This is a genomic window from Lysinibacillus sphaericus (assembly GCF_000600105.1).
Classification (GTDB): Bacteria; Bacillota; Bacilli; order Bacillales_A; family Planococcaceae; genus Lysinibacillus; species Lysinibacillus sphaericus.
On the sequence record NZ_CP006837.1, the window covers coordinates 2,622,630 to 2,638,376 of the forward strand.

A 15,747-nucleotide genomic window follows, 5' to 3' on the forward strand; every position below is an offset into this window, starting at 1 on the left:
CGGGAGTTGTGGCTTACATCATGCTACGCAAAAGCCAAGTGGATAGAGTGACAGGCACTCAAACAATTATATTATATTAAATTACAAGTCATCGAAGCCGTTATCTTCTACATTAACTTTGACATATTGACGGGAGCGTTGTTCAAAGAAATCTGTCTTTCCTAAGTCTACATCCTCGTATGCTTTAATCCATTTTAATGGATTTTTTCGATAACCCTCAAACGGACGCTCTACCCCTAGTTGGTGGCAACGTACATTCGCATAAAAATGGACATAATCATGGACATCTTCCACATCAAGTCCTTCAATTTTTTCACCTATGACTTCATTTGCCCAATCGATTTCAAGTTGAACCGCTTCACGGAAAATCTCCTGCACACGCGCCGCTCGTTCTGGTGTATCATATTCAGGAAATTCCGCTAGCAATTCCTGATAGATTTTCACAAATAAATCCACATGTAGCTGTTCATCACGGTTGATATAATTGATCATCGTTGACGAAGCCACCATTTTTTGATTGCGTGCTAAATGATAGAAGAAGGCAAAGCCTGAATAGAAAAATAAGCCTTCTAAAATAACATCATAGACAATGGCCTCTAACATATTTTCAACATTTGGTTCCTCTGCAAATGCTTGATAGCCTTTCATCACAAAATCATTGCGACGCTCTAACACTGGCTCCGTGCGCCAAAAGTCAAATGTACGGTCTTGTTCATCTTTATTTACAATACTGGATAAAACATAAGAATAGGAATGATTATGAATCACCTCTTGTTGCGCTAAAATAATCATTAAGGCATTAAGGCTCGAATCCGTTAAATAGTCCGCCACCTTGCCCGCAAAATCCGTTTGTACACTGTCTAACAGCGCCAGTAAGCCAATAATTTTCAAAAATGATTCCTGTTCATCCGCTGATAAAGTTGGAAATTGTTTGACATCATTGCTCATATTAATCTCAAAAGGTGTCCAAAAGTTCCCAAGCATTTTTTTATATTTTGGGTACGCCCAACTAAAACGCACATCATCCCAGTTTAAAATATTCGAAGAGCGCCCGTTCACAATGGCTGTCGAACGGTTTGGCGCCTCCTTATCCATCATTTTTCGTTTCGTAATTGTTGTCATTTTCTATTCCTCCTAGCTTGCACAAGACTCACATTCTAGCAATTCAACAGATGTTGAGCGCACATAATAAGTCGTTTTTACGCCACTTGCCCAAGCATTAAGATGTAAAGCGAGTAAGTCTTTTGCCTGAATCGTATTTTGCACATATAAATTAAGCGAAATGCCTTGGTCAATATGACGGGCACGTGCCGCATTTTGTTTAATCGTCCAGTTTTGATCGATAAAGTAAGCAGACTTATAATACCAAGTCGTTACGGGTGATAAGTCTGGTACTGTAACAGGAATTTTGTAATCCTTTTTCTCCTCGGAGTAACTCTTTTGGAAAATCGGATCAATTGTTGCCGTACTACCTGCCAAAATAGATGTCGATGAATTTGGTGCTACGGCCATTACATACCCATTGCGCATTCCATATTTTGCGACATCCGCACGCAAAGCTTGCCACTTGTCACTGTTGTAGCTACGCTTTTCAAAATAAACACCCGTTTGCCAGTCAGAGCCCTCAAATAATGGGTAAGCACCTTTTTCGCGCGCAAGTGCACTCGATGCACGAATCGTTAAATACGCAATATGCTCGTATAATTTATCAGCATAGTCAACTGCCTCATTCGACTCCCATTGAATTTCCTTCAAGGCAAGTAAATGATGCCAACCAAATGTCCCTAGCCCAATTCCACGATAACGAGCATTAGTACGCTCGGCTTGTTTCACAGGAATAGTATTTAAGGCAATCACATTATCTAACATGCGCACTTGAATCGGTATTAAACGCTCTAACACACCAGCCGGAACAGCCTTTCCTAAATTGACAGAAGATAAATTACATACAACAAAATCTCCTGGCTTACGACGTGTCACAATCACATCATCTTCTAACGTAATGGATTCGAATTGCGTCGGCGACATGTTTTGGAAAATTTCAGTACATAAATTTGAACTATAAATCATCCCTTCATGCTTATTTGGATTCATGCGATTTACTTCATCGCGGTAAAACATAAATGGTACACCTGTTTCCAACTGTGAACGCATAATGCGCTTCATAATATCGATTGCCGGCACCACTTCTCGACTTAATAGTGGATTGGCAATGCACGACGCATATTTATCTCGGAAAGAGCCTTGTCCTTTTTGCTCATCATAACAATCTTCAAGTGAGAATCCCATTACCTCACGTACTTCATGTGGGTCAAATAAATGCCACTCTCCACGCGCTTCGACTGCTTCCATAAAAATATCCGGTAAACATAAACCAGTGAAAATATCATGTGCGCGTAATCGTTCGTCTCCATTATTTAAACGTAAATCTAAAAACGTAAAGACATCTTTATGCCACACATCTAAATATACGGCGATTGCGCCTTGGCGTTGACCAAGCTGATCCACTGACACCGCTGTATTATTAAGTTGTTTGATCCATGGCAGTACCCCACTAGATGCGCCTTTAAACCCTTTGATAGAGGAGCCACGACTACGGATTTTCCCCATGTAAACGCCTATACCGCCCCCGTATTTCGATAATGTTGCAACATCGGTGTTCGTATCATAAATACTTTGTAAACTATCATCTACCGTATCAATAAAGCAGCTTGAAAGCTGGCCATGTGTTTTTCCGGCATTTGACAATGTTGGTGTTGCAACCGTCATATATAAATTACTCATCGCCCAATACGATTCTCGTACTTTTTCTAAGCGGTTTTCCGTTTCATCTTGCATCAATGTCATTGCAATGACCATCCAACGCTCTTGCGGTAATTCTACAGGTGTTTTTGTATAATCACGCACAACATAGCGGTCCATTAACGTTTTTAAACCGATATACGTAAACAGCTCATCACGACTCTGTTCAAGATAAGACGCAAGCTCGACTAGCTCTAGTTCACTATACTTCGTCGTTAAACAATCGTGATAAAGCCCTGCCTCGGTATAGCGAGCAAGTTGCTCTGGAAATACCTTATAGACATCTTCCACCCCAACACCACGACGGGTAGCAAATTGATCATACAATTTTTCTAAGTAAATTTGGGCAGCAACAAATGTCCAATATGGCTCTTCCTCATCAATAAGACTAAGTGTTTGTAAAATCATCGCATCCGCCCAAGCTTCAAATGTTGCATTGTCATTTTTTCGTAGCCATCTATCCGATAATCTTACAAAGCTTTCAAGCTCCTCCTCTGTGTAACTTTTCTTTAACTTAGCCATCTGCTGTTCGATTTGAATTGTCATATTCCCATTCTCTCCCTTTCTATCAGCGCACACAAAAAAGCGATTACACACCCTGTTTCGGTTGCGTAATCGCTGTAAAATCGGAAATGGAAATGAAGGACATGTACACATCGAAGTGGACAAATCTCTCGCCTCCACTTCTCAATCCCCGAAGATGTGTTGCTGTCTTGAACAACTCGGCAGGTCTCCTGGCTCATGCTTCCTTCAAATAATTGCCTTCCCGTTCTTTCACAGTGGCATCCTAATTATTTGTCAGCACTTACAGTTGCGGGGACAGCTTCGGCTTTAGATATCTCTATTTCCGAATTCCCTTTTAAACCATACTGGTACCGCTTGTCCAATATACTATATATAGTGTTTTAACTCCTAAACAAATCTAACATATTGTGTTTAACGTTTCAATAGGCGTTTTGCCCCTTGTATTCTCGAAAACGCTACTTTTGCTCGAAGCAAGCCCTATTCCAATGCAGTTTTACGCAGTTTCTCAAAATTTCTAGTAAAAATTTTTTGTGCCAGTTGCTCTTTTTCTGGATTGATTCCTAGTAAAATTACCGCACATGGCCCTGCTGTTTTTCCTACATCCAGCGAACTTTTAATTTGTTGCTGATCAAAAAGTCTTAAAAATTCTGCTTGTAAACCTTGAGAACCTACCGGCCAAACTTGTTGCACAATTTCCTCGCGCCAAGCTTGGTAAATGGGCTGTAGTTGGGCCACATCTTCAGGCTGCGCAAGCACTTCATTGCCAACGAGTGGCAGTCCATACGTATACCAAATCAGGTTGTCACGAGCAAATGACGACCTTGTTTGCATTTCACCTAACATTGTTACAGATAATCCCGATTGCACAGTCGGCATATTGGATTCTGAACTGCCATTTACAGGTGGACATGGTAGACCTGCTTCTTCAAAGACTTGCGCAAGTCCTACGACATAACGAGACCACGCCTCATCGCCTGAAAAGTTGGCAAGAATAATATGACTTGGTAGGGCATCGGCTGCAAGCTGTTCTAGAAAAGTGACGCGCCCAGTTAAATAAGCCGTTAATGTATCCGGAGCCGATACGACATCTTGAGGTTTTTCTCCTATGGCTGCAGCATTATCTGTTGTAACAATCAGATTCCCTATTTTTACTGCATTTCTCAATTTGCTCGCCCTGCCTTACGAACAAACACTTTCGAGAGTATTGGCATCACGACAGCTACAATCAATAAATTGATGACAGTTGCCATGAAAATACTCGCTAATGAGCCCCAGAAAAACGCTGGACTAATGATGAAATAAAATGGGAGTGGTGCGATCACACCGTTCAATATAAGCGCTACCGGCCATTTCCAAAAATGCATACCTTTTTTGTGCATCACACCGAATAGCCATACAACAATAAACATTTCGACCGCAATAATAAGATGCAAAGGTCCAAGTAGAAAACCAGATGTCAATGCTGTAATCAAATGACCTATTAACCCTGCTACTCCTGCCAATACAGGCGATAAAAATGCAACGCTTAAAAATGCTGGCGCTGAGTCGAGTGCCGCCGATGATACAAAAGACGGAATTTTAATAACTGCCCCAACTGCACAAATCGCCGCAACCATGGCTGTTAATGTCAAACTCATTAATTTTTGTCGATTCATTCCATTTCCTCTTTTCTACAAGTATTCTACTGAAGCCTAAACTCGTTTATTTAATACGTTCTGCAATGCCATACCAAATGCGATTTACTTGTTGTGCTTCTACAAATAACGCCTGATACAAGCGACCACACGTGTCACGCAATAGTCTGGCTTGCTTTTCCATCGGTACAACACCACGTCCCATATCGGTTACAATCATATACACTACACAGTTTTTTTCAAGGCTTTTAAGTGTTGTCAAAATGTGATGGATAATGGCTTCATCTTCCTCCAAATTGCGTTTTACGAGCCATTGTTCTAAATTTTTAATAATGAGTGCATCACAATCAGGTGCAACATCTGGTAGTTCGCCATCAATTATCGTATAGTGATCATCTTTTAGTAATCGCTCTACATAAGCGGTTTTTCCGTTATAGGCTCCTCCGATAAAGACATGCATCTAGCTCCCTCCTTCCAAGCTGCTCTGGAAAACGTTAGCGTAAATAGGCGATTATGGGGTGCTTGATATGACCAAAAAGCCTCTTGTTGTGGAGCAAATGCAACAAGTAACGCTCGCACCACCCCACCATGAACAACGAGATAATAGTCATCCTCATCTTTTGGTAACGCTAAAAAACCTGCGACTACTCGCTCACAAAACTGATCAAATCTTTCACCGTTTGGTGGCGCATTTTTCATTGGGTCATCTAACCATCTACGGTACCGAGAATCTGTCTTTAATTGGTCATATGTTTTGCCTTCAAAATCACCAAAATTCGTCTCTCGAAATCTCGCATCGGCTATATAGCTAGCTTGTGGAAAATAACATTTCGCCGTTTCTTGACAACGACGTAAATCACTGCCATATACTTTTCTGACAGAATCATTGACTATTGGAAGCACCGACGCCTGTGCTAAGGAAGAATCTGTCCAGCCAATATAACGCTTTTCCACATTTTCTTTTGTTGGTGCATGTCTCATTAAACGAACAGTAACAATGTCACCCATAGCACAACCTCCATTCCTTCGATTGAAGCACCTAGCAAGTCCCCAGAAACTCCGCCAAAATTACGCACTGTAAACTGCCGAAACAATACAAATGCAATGACTAAAACGACCATTAACAGCAATGGCACTATAGAAAAGCTTGAAACTACGAACACACCACAATAGGCAAGTAAAAGCGTAAGTAACATCAAACTTGTCAGTAAGCGATGATGTATATGTGTTTTAAAAAAATAAGCAAGTCCTTTTTCCTTCGAACATTGTAACGATAGAAAATAGAAACTCATTCCTACACGTGTCAATAAAGGGATAAAGACAAGCATCCATAATGAAAGTTTGTTCTGTACAAAAAGTTCATGTAGCACAACGAATTTTCCCAACACTAGAAATAACACAGATAGTACACCAAATGCCCCAACTCGCGGATCATCTAATATTTCAAGTCGCTTATCTCGATCGCGATAAGAAAAATAAGCATCCCCCATATCGATAAAACCGTCTAGATGCAAGCCTCCTGTAAATAATGCAAATAAACCGATAATCATAAAAGTTAAGAGGACTTCACTGCTGGCTGTCCATTGTGTTAAACAGTAGATTATCGCTGCAACAACAGCTCCCATCAGCGCCCCTATCCAAGGTAAAAATGCAAACATTCCGGTAATTGTCCGTTTAGTTAACGGAATTTCTTTATGTACAGGCAAAACTGTAAAAAATTGAAATGCCAGCAATACACTGTGCCATATAGTTTTCATCGCCTTGCCTTCTTTCTTTCGTGTTATCTCAACCAATTTTAGTGAAGAATATAAAAAAATCTAGTAGATCAATTGCCAATAAGACATAAAAAGCAAACGTTTACAGGAGCAATCAAAATCATTTTCCATGCTACCGTGCCATCTAGATTTTCCCGTTTACTTGTGGAGTTACATCTTTTTTGTGTCAGTCACTAACTAAGCTTAGAGTTAGTTCCTTATTTCCATTTCTTGACGATACCATAATTTATTTCATAGGCGTCATGTGAAATAGATACAAACCATTGATGGAGATTGCCGAGCAATTGGCGGTACAATTCCACCTCCTGATTTTCATACGGCGGTTCATCAAAAAGTTCATTAGAAACGACAAAAAGCGTCACCTTTTTGTCAAGTAACGTCAATACTGCACTTTTCATAAACCATATTTTTTCCTCTAGACACCCTGGCTTTTCTACACATGGCGTTCCACGATCAAACCCTTCATAAAAGGCATTTGTCAGCCATGTCGTCACACAGTCCCAAAGTACAATATCCCCTTCAACCAACGTATTAAAGGCATCCTGTATTTGATAAGGTGCTTCAATTGTATGCCACGCAATCGCTTGTTTTAAACGATCTGCTTGGTGTCGCACTATGCGTTTTTCCATTTCAACATCCATGGCAACACCAGAAGCAATATATATCAATCGTTTGTTTATTAAATCTTTATTTTGATAGTGCAAAACAGCTTCTTGTTCGGCAAAGTGAGATTTACCGCTGCGAACCCCACCCGAAATAAAAATTAGCGGCACTGTTTTCACCTCTCTATTGTAAATGTTGTGTGCTACCAATAACCTTGACGTGCCAGCTTTCTTCTGTACGCTCTACGATAGTCACGCTTGTCCCCTCTATGTGTGGGGCTGTCCATAACTGGTCAATGCCCCGCTCTAATATGGCATTAATCATGCATTTAATCGTTACTCCATGTGACACAATTAAAATATGTTCATGTGGATAGCGTTGGGCAATATTTTTTAACGTATACATCGCTCGTTCTGTTACTTCGCCAAAGCTTTCGGTGTGAGTGGCGACAAATTGTGCTGGATAATGGGTATACAGCTCGTAGTCAAAACGATTGCTGACCATAATATCCTCCACAGTTTTTCCTTGCCAGTTTCCTAAAAAAATTTCACGTAGATTATCCTCATAGTGAATTGCTAGCTTGCGACCTACTGTTAAATAGTGTAATGTTTCTTTTGCACGACCACTTGTGCTACTATACGCTGCAGTAAAGGGAATGTTTTTCAATTGTTCACCAAGTTTTTGGGCATGTAAAATGCCGTTTTCAGACAATGGAGAATCTAACCACCCTTGCAATCGATGTTCTTTATTCCAAACTGTTTCCCCATGTCGAACTAGATAAAAAGTTGTCACTTTTCTCACCCCTTATTTGCTTTAAACCACGTTTGTAAACAGTTATGTAAATAGGTCATCGCTGTTACATCTTTAATACCGATGCGGAACCATTCACCATTTAACCCCATAAAGTTTTTTGTATGGCGCAGGACAATTCCTTGTCCTAAACAAAAGCTGAAAAATGTATCTGGATGCTGGTTGCTCGGCAATGAAAAGCATACATAGTTTGTCACACTATTTGTTACGCGGCATCCGTGTTCGTGCAAAAAACGTTGGAGCCACGCTCTTTGATTTGTGGCATAGTCGATTGCCTGTTGACAATAATCATGCTCATCCAAACAGCCCGCACCGATAACAAGCGCAAATGCGTTGAGATTCCAATGTGACAACATTGCTTTTAGCTCTGAAACAATAATTTTGCTTGCAACTAAATAGCCGAGTCTTAATCCAGGAATGGCATACATTTTTGTCATCGATCGCACAACAATTACATGTGGATGATGCGTAACATCGCCAATTAACGAATGATCTTCACTGACCCAATCAATAAATGCCTCATCCAATACGAGTTCACAGTCTACGTCCGCTCCATAAGCTATTAAGCGGAGTAGTTCTTCTTTTTTTGGTAAGACACCTGTTGGATTATTTGGTGTACAGATATATACTGCATCTGCATGTACCATTTCTTGATAAAGACGTGCCATTGGTAATGTATAGTTTATAAAATCATCCACAACAATTGGCACAACATTCGCCCCGGCAGCCTTTAGCGTCCGTTCGTACTCCGAAAATGTCGGATGAATGACAATAACACGTTTATTTACATAGCGTCTGGCTAATACACTAAATAACTCTGACGCCCCATTCCCTAGGACGATTGCCTGTTTTTCAATGCGATGAAAATGGGCCACCTTTGTTAAAAAAGGTTCACCATCTGGATCTGGGTAACGCTGGATTAATGGATAAAATGTGCGCCAGCGTGCCTCAACAAAAGAAGGAGGACCTGCTGCATTGACATTCTCACTAAAATCAAATACTTCTGTCGGCATTTTCAGCCCGAGCTGCTGATAGACATTTTGCGGATTTGCTCCATGATTAGGTAATTGCAAAAATTAACACCTCCATTGCTAACATAACAAGCGTAAAGAGCAGTGTAGCAATTCGCATATGAGTCACAGATGTGGCAATGTGCTCTTTCGTTAACGGTACAAGTTTTTCACCCATCGTCGCTCTATACGATGCAACACCTTGATATGTATTTTTCCCGCCGAGTTGTACGCCTAACTGTACAGCAGTTGCTGCTTCCAAATAACCGCTATTCGGACTAGGATGTTTTTTAGCATCCTGTACCCAGCGTTTTAAGCGTTTGCCAAGCGAAACAGTTGTTTCATTTTTAGTACCAAGTACCATTAACAATCCTGTTAAACGACTAGGAATAAAATTTAGGACATCATCAAGTCTTGCGGCAAACATACCAAAATCTTTGTATTTTTCATTTTTATAGCCAATCATTGAATCTAACGTGTTTACTGCCTTGTATCCCCATAAACCAATTGCCCCAAATAAAAATGCATAAAAGAGTGGCGCGGTTACACCATCACTTGTATTTTCAGATACTGTTTCTACTACACCCCGAACAATTTCATCCTCGTCAAGCTGATCGGTATCTCGCCCAACAATCCACGATAATTTCACACGTGCTTCTGCAAAATCTCCTTGGACAAGAGGCTCATAGACAGCTATTGCTGCTTCTTTTAAACTACGCTGTGCTAGTCCAACGCCAATTAATAACCCCTCTATTAGAATTCCAAACACAATGTTCACTTGATAACTAAGCACTACTATCACGGTTACAACAAACATGGTCGTTCCAACAACAGCTAACGCCATGATCATCCCACGTAATTTTCGCATCTTGCCCTTATTCCACAAGGCGGTTTGCGCTTGAATAAGTTTGCCTATCCACCGTACTGGATGTGGCATTTTAGGAGGATCACCGACAACTAAATCAAATAATAAGCCAATGATACAGGCAATCACTAGTAAAATCATAGTGGATTCGCCTCTTTCTCTTTTTTGTATTTTTGGATGGCCTCACGCATCGTTTCATAAACACCATGCCCAATCACTTTGCCCAACATTGTAATAGGGCCTGCATATTGATGGAAATCGCCTTCTTCCGTCGATGCAATAAGTAAACTATCCGTTGACGTGCCTGTTGCTAATGTACCCGTAGTAGGATCTGTGATATCTTCATCTAGTAGTGCTTTGACCTTTGCCTCTGTCGTTGAGATCATTGCCTGAAACAACGCCTCATCCGATAGTTTTCCATTGATTAGCACCCAAGTATTAATCGTTCCAGCGTGATATTGCTCTTGTCGATGAAATGCACGCGTAATATCAACGGCATTGCCCAAGCCTGCTGTTATCATAACAACTAGATGCAAACCTTCATATGTAAATTCACGTATTGTTGCAAAACGAGCGTTTACTGCTGTCATCATCGCAACGGTTTTGTCGATGGGATAACCCTCTGATTGCAAAAACCGTCGCAACTCATGATGTGGTTTTCGTTCATCATAAGTTTTTGGTACAGAGCGATTCAGTAGATGTGTATAGTAGCCAAAGCCAGGATTATGCATCGCTGACGAGACAACTTTCATCGGAGTTATTGTTTGAATCGTAACATAATTATCTACTATTTTTATATCTTCCTTACGTACAATCATCGTCTACTTACCTCCATTATTTATTATATACCGAATTGGTTATTCACTACTCCCTTTCCAACGGGAGAACCCATATTTTGTAGTGGAGGTAAATAAAAAAACAAATTCTTACAAGAAGAATTTGTACTGTTCATTCTTTAATTATGAATACACTGCAAATTTGAACCTTCTGAATTTTTTGTATAGTACAAAATAATAACTTCATCGTATTGAAATTATTTATTTCTTTGAAATTGTATCATAACTTTGATGTTTGCAACATTCATTTTAGTTAATTTTCTTATTGCCTTTGCTTTAAATTTTTAAATCGAATAATTGAACCGGCTATAATAAAAACCCAACCAATCCCAACATATATAATTTTCATGGATTTCGTCGATGCTGGTAAAATGTCCATAATGGTTAAACAGACAACTAAAATACCGATAACTGACAAAATCATGCCCATTGAAAAACTCTTCAATCTATTACGACCTCCTATCTATGTACGAACTCGATTTTACAGCATTACTGTATAAAAGAAAACTCTATTCCTTCTCGTAGTGTTTGATTTTTTGGAGGCATTCATACATCCATGTAACTTATAAAATGAAAGAGCTGCCTTATAAGCTATGAATTCATTGCTTATAAGGCAGCTCCGTTTTATTTTTAGATAATTTTATTGTTTTTATAAAACTATCGTATTGGGTTTACTTATGCTTGCACTTGTGCAAAAAATTCTCCATATAGTGCTTGTAAAATTCGATTTTCATACTCTTGTAGAACACCAAATACAAGACTTACTTCAGACGAGCCTTGATTAATCATTTCAATATTAGCTCCAGTTTTAGATATTGCTGTTGCTGCACGTGCTGCAAGACCTGTGTTATTACGCATCCCTTCCCCAACAATCACAATCATTGAGAATCCATGACGCATTTGGACATCATCTGCCTGCAATTCATTTTTCACACGCGTTAATATACGCGCTTCATTTTCTGGTGTTAGTTGGTTGGATCGCATAATCACCGAAATATCATCTAAACCAGACGGAGTATGTTCATATGAAATATTTTCATCTTCTAAAATTTGTAGAAGCTTACGACCGAACCCTACTTCACGGTTCATTAAATATTTAGACACATATAACGTTGAAAAGCCGCTGTCTGCCGAGATACCTGTAACCGGACGACCTGTAGCAGGACGACTCGGTACAATTCGAGTACCTGGGGCTGAAGGATTATTTGTATTTTTTATGTTAACTGGCACCCCAATCTTATAGACAGGCATTAATGCTTCATCATGGAAGACAGAAAAGCCCGCATAGGATAATTCGCGCATTTCGCGATACGTTATTTCTTTAATTTCCACTGGATCATTCACGACTTTCGGATTTGCGGAAAATACACAATCCACATCCGTAAAGTTTTCATAAAGCTCCGCTTCAACAGCAGCTGCTAAAATAGAGCCTGTAATATCCGAGCCTCCGCGATCAAACGTACGCAATATGCCCGCTTTAGTGTAACCGAAGAAACCTGGGAAAACAATAATTTCTTTTGTATCTTTTAATGGCGCTAAATTTGTATAGGCTTCAGGTAAGGCAAACGTACGCTCAGGTAAATCGTTGACGACTAAACCTTCTTTTGGACTTACATAGCGTGCTGGCATACCGATAGAGTTAAAATATGCTGCAATAAGCTTGGCATTGTTATCTTCTCCTGCCGCTTTTAAGCTATCAATAAATAATTCTTCATTGGAAATATCACCTTGCACACGTTCGCGCAAGTCTTCTGTAATAACGTCACAAATCGTATCATCTAGCTGTAACCCGTCAGCAATAGACTTGTAACGATTAACGACTGTTTGTAGTTTTTCTTCTATATTTTCATTTTGTAATGCCGCATGAGCTAAGTCAATTAGTAAATCTGTTACTTTTATATCATCACCAGAACGTTTTCCTGGTGCTGAAACGGCTACGATTTTGCGTGCCGGATTAGATTTTACAATGTTTGCTACTTTTTGAATTTGTTCTGCACTTGCTACAGATGTTCCACCAAATTTACATACGATCATATCTATCAAATCCTAACTTTTTAAAATAATGTATTCCTCCAAAAAACAATTGAATGTACACAGTGTACAAATTATCGTTCTCTACGTCAATACAATTTAAAAAATTCACGCAATTCGTCGATAGAAAAATGGACAATTTTCGCACTGTTTGATTTATTATACGGATTTCATATGAATTAGTTAAGGTTTTTATAAATTTTTTTCGCATATGTCACATAATCGTGTAAATTTTCGTTTGAACTAGCTTAAATTAGCTATATGATCGTGGCGATTACGTTTGTTCATGAAAAGACGAGCTTCAAGTTAGCTCGTCTCCTTCATCTAATGGCATCCAACAGCTTTCTATCATACGTTGCTTGCTGAAAACTGTTTTCTTTTATGACTAATGAAGAGAGCGCTTACTGTCATTATGATATGCTACAATAATCATTATGTCTGTGCTATTTGATAATGAATTTGTTAGCAACGATTAAAAATGCCACCTTATATAAGATGGCATTTTTATTTGTGCGCTTCCCTTTTAGTCCATTGGGTTAATACCTTTCCAGTTCCTTTTACACCAGCTGGTAATGCACAAGCTTTTGCCTTTCTTCTATATAATAAAGCAAACGCTTACTTCCTTATTATGTGACGTAAAATGGCTGCTATTTTAGATAGATTCAATACGCTTTGCTGATTGATTGATGTGTGACAAAAGATTAGTAACTCAAATTTACGGACTACTCGCTTTATGTTTATATGAAAAAGCAAAAATCTACCACATAGTTCTCGCCAATCACTACATGTGATGTTAAAATAAACTAATATTTAGCAATAACAGATTCATTATCCTTAAATAATATAAGACGCAAATTAGGTTACTTTATTGATAAAGCCAGTGAAGTACATAACTGCTTTTCTCTTATTCTATTTTAGTACTGAAAAAGAATATCAAACTGTTAAGCCATTATAGTTTGATAAAGGACACTACAAGTAGATGAATACTTATTGCAAAAGATAATAGTTATAAAAGCAAGATGTTAATACCTCATTTGGTGTTAGTCGACTATATCACTATTTATCTCTATCACTTTTTGCTTTCTTAAAGCAAAGTTAATTTATCGAAATAGATGGAGGATTTGTATGCGTATTAAAACAAGACTTATTCTTGTTACTTCAATTTTTGTGTTGTCAATCATGGCCGTAGGTGGATTTGGGACATGGTCTTTATCGAAGATTGTCTCACAAAATAATGAGGTAAATAATCTGATGGAAATTAAAACAATCACCAAGCAAATTCAATATCGGCTTGCCGGTCTTTCAAATGATGAGCGAGCATTACTATTAACAAATGATCCAACATTCGTGTCACAAATGGAGGAAAAATCAAACGATATTATAAACCAATTTAATCAATTATATGCCTTTTCTATCATATCCTCAGAGCAACAGACCATTGATGACATTAAGGCAAATTACGAAAAATATTGGAATCAAGTTCAATTCGTTATGCACAATCATACGATAGACCCTAAAAAAGCAGCTGAAATTCATTTTGGGGAAGAACGAAGAATACGGAAAGAAGTACTTGACCCTTCGTTTGAACGTTTTATTGCACAAATAGATCAACAAACAGAAGTAGCAAGCGCTAGCTTGAAATCACAATCTAAAATGAGCCAAGCACTTCTACTCGGAATTGCAATAGTTGCCACAGTATCTGGAATCATTTTAGGCGTTTTACTTTATCAATCCATTTTAAAACCATTGCGCCAACTAAATATTCAGATGAATGATATCGCACACGGAAACGGCGATTTAACTAAAACGATCCAAGTAAAAACAAAGATGAATTAGGGGAAGTGGCTACTTCATTTAACCACTTCATTTCTTCATTAAGACAAATGATGACACAAATTAGCTCTTCATCCGAGCAAGTAGCAGCGTCTTCCGAAGAGTTTTCAGCGAGTGCGGAACAATCAAAACGATCTTCTCATCAAATTACGGAAAATATACAAGATGTCTCGACGAGTATGGATAGCCAAGCGAACATTTTACACGAAAGCACTATTGCCATCGTGCAAGCATTGCAAAGTTTAGAAAGTATGACACATTATACAGCTGATGTTTCAGAAGATACGAATGAAGTTAGTATACAGGCGGATCAAGGAGCACAATCCGTTAAAGATATTGTTTCGTCCATGGAGGCCATTTCACAATCGGTAGACGAAACAAATAAAAATATCAATTCACTCGCTGAAGATGCTGTCAAAATTGGTGAAATCACAACATTGATAAATGACATTGCCAAACAAACAAATCTCCTTGCCTTAAATGCGGCCATTGAAGCTGCCCGTGCAGGAGAGCATGGAAAAGGATTTGCCGTAGTTGCAGAAGAAGTACGAAAATTAGCTGAACAATCCAGTGGCTCGACAAATCAAATCAAAGCACTCATTACACGTATTCAAGAGACAACCAATGAAACCGTTCAAACGATACAAAAAGTGCAAACAAATGTCGGTAGTGGCGTTCAATTAACATCTACTACTTCGGTACAATTTCAAGATATTATGCAATCCATTGCCCATGTCACAGGTAAAGTACAAGAAATAGCTGCCACAACAGAACAACTAACAGCCGATTTTACAACGGTTACCCAACAATATGAAATCGTTTCTTCACTCTTTAAGGAAAATTCCGAAAGCACACAGGAAGTGGTCGCAGCAACAGAAGAACAGTTAGCTTCTATGGAAGAAATTCAAAGCGTTGCGCAAACATTAACGAGCATTTCTGATTCACTTAATCAGATGGTGCGTAGCTTTAAAATCTAAACGACAAATAACACCCTAATTGATGTGTGAAATGACCATCATTAGG

At 38.9% G+C, this 15,747-nt stretch carries 16 protein-coding genes and 1 riboswitch; of the genes, 2 read left to right on the plus strand and 14 right to left on the minus strand.

Features of this window, described 5'->3' with window-relative positions:
* Nucleotides 1–81: 81 nt before the first annotated feature.
* The 14 genes from T479_RS12475 to T479_RS12540 form a co-directional block, all read right to left on the minus strand.
* Nucleotides 82–1,122, minus strand: coding sequence for a ribonucleotide-diphosphate reductase subunit beta (locus T479_RS12475; RefSeq protein WP_024360953.1), 1,041 nt, complete (start codon nucleotides 1,120–1,122; stop codon nucleotides 82–84).
* Between the two features lie 12 nt (nucleotides 1,123–1,134).
* Nucleotides 1,135–3,348 (minus strand): ribonucleoside-diphosphate reductase subunit alpha, encoded by a 2,214-nt coding sequence (locus T479_RS12480; protein WP_025219799.1) that lies wholly within the window; start codon nucleotides 3,346–3,348, stop codon nucleotides 1,135–1,137.
* Between the two features lie 160 nt (nucleotides 3,349–3,508).
* Nucleotides 3,509–3,697, minus strand: a riboswitch (cobalamin riboswitch).
* A 107-nt stretch (nucleotides 3,698–3,804) separates the two neighbouring features.
* Nucleotides 3,805–4,491, minus strand: a complete 687-nt coding sequence (locus T479_RS12485) for a hypothetical protein (RefSeq protein ID WP_025219800.1) — start codon at nucleotides 4,489–4,491, stop codon at nucleotides 3,805–3,807.
* On the minus strand, nucleotides 4,488–4,982 hold the full coding sequence (locus tag T479_RS12490) for an ECF transporter S component (RefSeq protein WP_024360956.1): 495 nt from the start codon (nucleotides 4,980–4,982) through the stop codon (nucleotides 4,488–4,490). Before T479_RS12490 ends, T479_RS12485 begins: the two co-directional genes overlap by 4 nt.
* A 46-nt stretch (nucleotides 4,983–5,028) precedes the next feature.
* Nucleotides 5,029–5,421 (minus strand): bifunctional adenosylcobinamide kinase/adenosylcobinamide-phosphate guanylyltransferase, encoded by a 393-nt coding sequence (locus T479_RS12495; protein WP_025219801.1) that lies wholly within the window; start codon nucleotides 5,419–5,421, stop codon nucleotides 5,029–5,031.
* Nucleotides 5,373–5,969 (minus strand): histidine phosphatase family protein, encoded by a 597-nt coding sequence (locus T479_RS12500; RefSeq protein WP_025219802.1) that lies wholly within the window; start codon nucleotides 5,967–5,969, stop codon nucleotides 5,373–5,375. Before T479_RS12500 ends, T479_RS12495 begins: the two co-directional genes overlap by 49 nt.
* Complete coding sequence (gene cobS, locus T479_RS12505) at nucleotides 5,942–6,718, minus strand: adenosylcobinamide-GDP ribazoletransferase (RefSeq protein ID WP_024360959.1); 777 nt, start codon at nucleotides 6,716–6,718, stop codon at nucleotides 5,942–5,944. The genes T479_RS12500 and cobS overlap by 28 nt, the downstream gene beginning before the upstream one ends.
* A 215-nt stretch (nucleotides 6,719–6,933) precedes the next feature.
* The gene (locus T479_RS12510) at nucleotides 6,934–7,509 is read right to left on the minus strand and encodes a bifunctional adenosylcobinamide kinase/adenosylcobinamide-phosphate guanylyltransferase (protein ID WP_024360960.1); all 576 of its coding nucleotides are present in this window, start codon (nucleotides 7,507–7,509) and stop codon (nucleotides 6,934–6,936) included.
* Between the two features lie 13 nt (nucleotides 7,510–7,522).
* Complete coding sequence (locus T479_RS12515) at nucleotides 7,523–8,131, minus strand: histidine phosphatase family protein (protein WP_025219803.1); 609 nt, start codon at nucleotides 8,129–8,131, stop codon at nucleotides 7,523–7,525.
* Between the two features lie 5 nt (nucleotides 8,132–8,136).
* Nucleotides 8,137–9,222 carry a pyridoxal phosphate-dependent aminotransferase gene (locus T479_RS12520; protein ID WP_038509739.1) on the minus strand — a complete coding sequence of 362 codons (1,086 nt, stop codon included), beginning with the start codon at nucleotides 9,220–9,222 and terminating at the stop codon, nucleotides 8,137–8,139.
* On the minus strand, nucleotides 9,209–10,165 hold the full coding sequence (cbiB, locus tag T479_RS12525) for an adenosylcobinamide-phosphate synthase CbiB (RefSeq protein WP_025219804.1): 957 nt from the start codon (nucleotides 10,163–10,165) through the stop codon (nucleotides 9,209–9,211). The genes T479_RS12520 and cbiB overlap by 14 nt, the downstream gene beginning before the upstream one ends.
* Nucleotides 10,162–10,842: an adenosylcobinamide amidohydrolase gene (locus tag T479_RS12530; RefSeq protein WP_029747066.1), complete on the minus strand. Its 681-nt coding sequence runs from the start codon at nucleotides 10,840–10,842 to the stop codon at nucleotides 10,162–10,164. Before T479_RS12530 ends, cbiB begins: the two co-directional genes overlap by 4 nt.
* Nucleotides 10,843–11,122: 280 nt before the next feature.
* Nucleotides 11,123–11,305: a hypothetical protein gene (locus T479_RS12535; RefSeq protein ID WP_024360963.1), complete on the minus strand. Its 183-nt coding sequence runs from the start codon at nucleotides 11,303–11,305 to the stop codon at nucleotides 11,123–11,125.
* A 230-nt stretch (nucleotides 11,306–11,535) separates the two neighbouring features.
* Nucleotides 11,536–12,894, minus strand: a complete 1,359-nt coding sequence (locus T479_RS12540) for an aspartate kinase (RefSeq protein ID WP_024360964.1) — start codon at nucleotides 12,892–12,894, stop codon at nucleotides 11,536–11,538.
* A gap of 1,122 nt (nucleotides 12,895–14,016) precedes the next feature.
* Here T479_RS12540 and T479_RS22895 point away from each other — a divergent pair.
* Nucleotides 14,017–14,727 (plus strand): MCP four helix bundle domain-containing protein, encoded by a 711-nt coding sequence (locus T479_RS22895; RefSeq protein WP_052599498.1) that lies wholly within the window; start codon nucleotides 14,017–14,019, stop codon nucleotides 14,725–14,727.
* A gap of 5 nt (nucleotides 14,728–14,732) precedes the next feature.
* Nucleotides 14,733–15,701: a methyl-accepting chemotaxis protein gene (locus T479_RS22900; protein WP_052599500.1), complete on the plus strand. Its 969-nt coding sequence runs from the start codon at nucleotides 14,733–14,735 to the stop codon at nucleotides 15,699–15,701.
* Nucleotides 15,702–15,747: the final 46 nt, after the last annotated feature.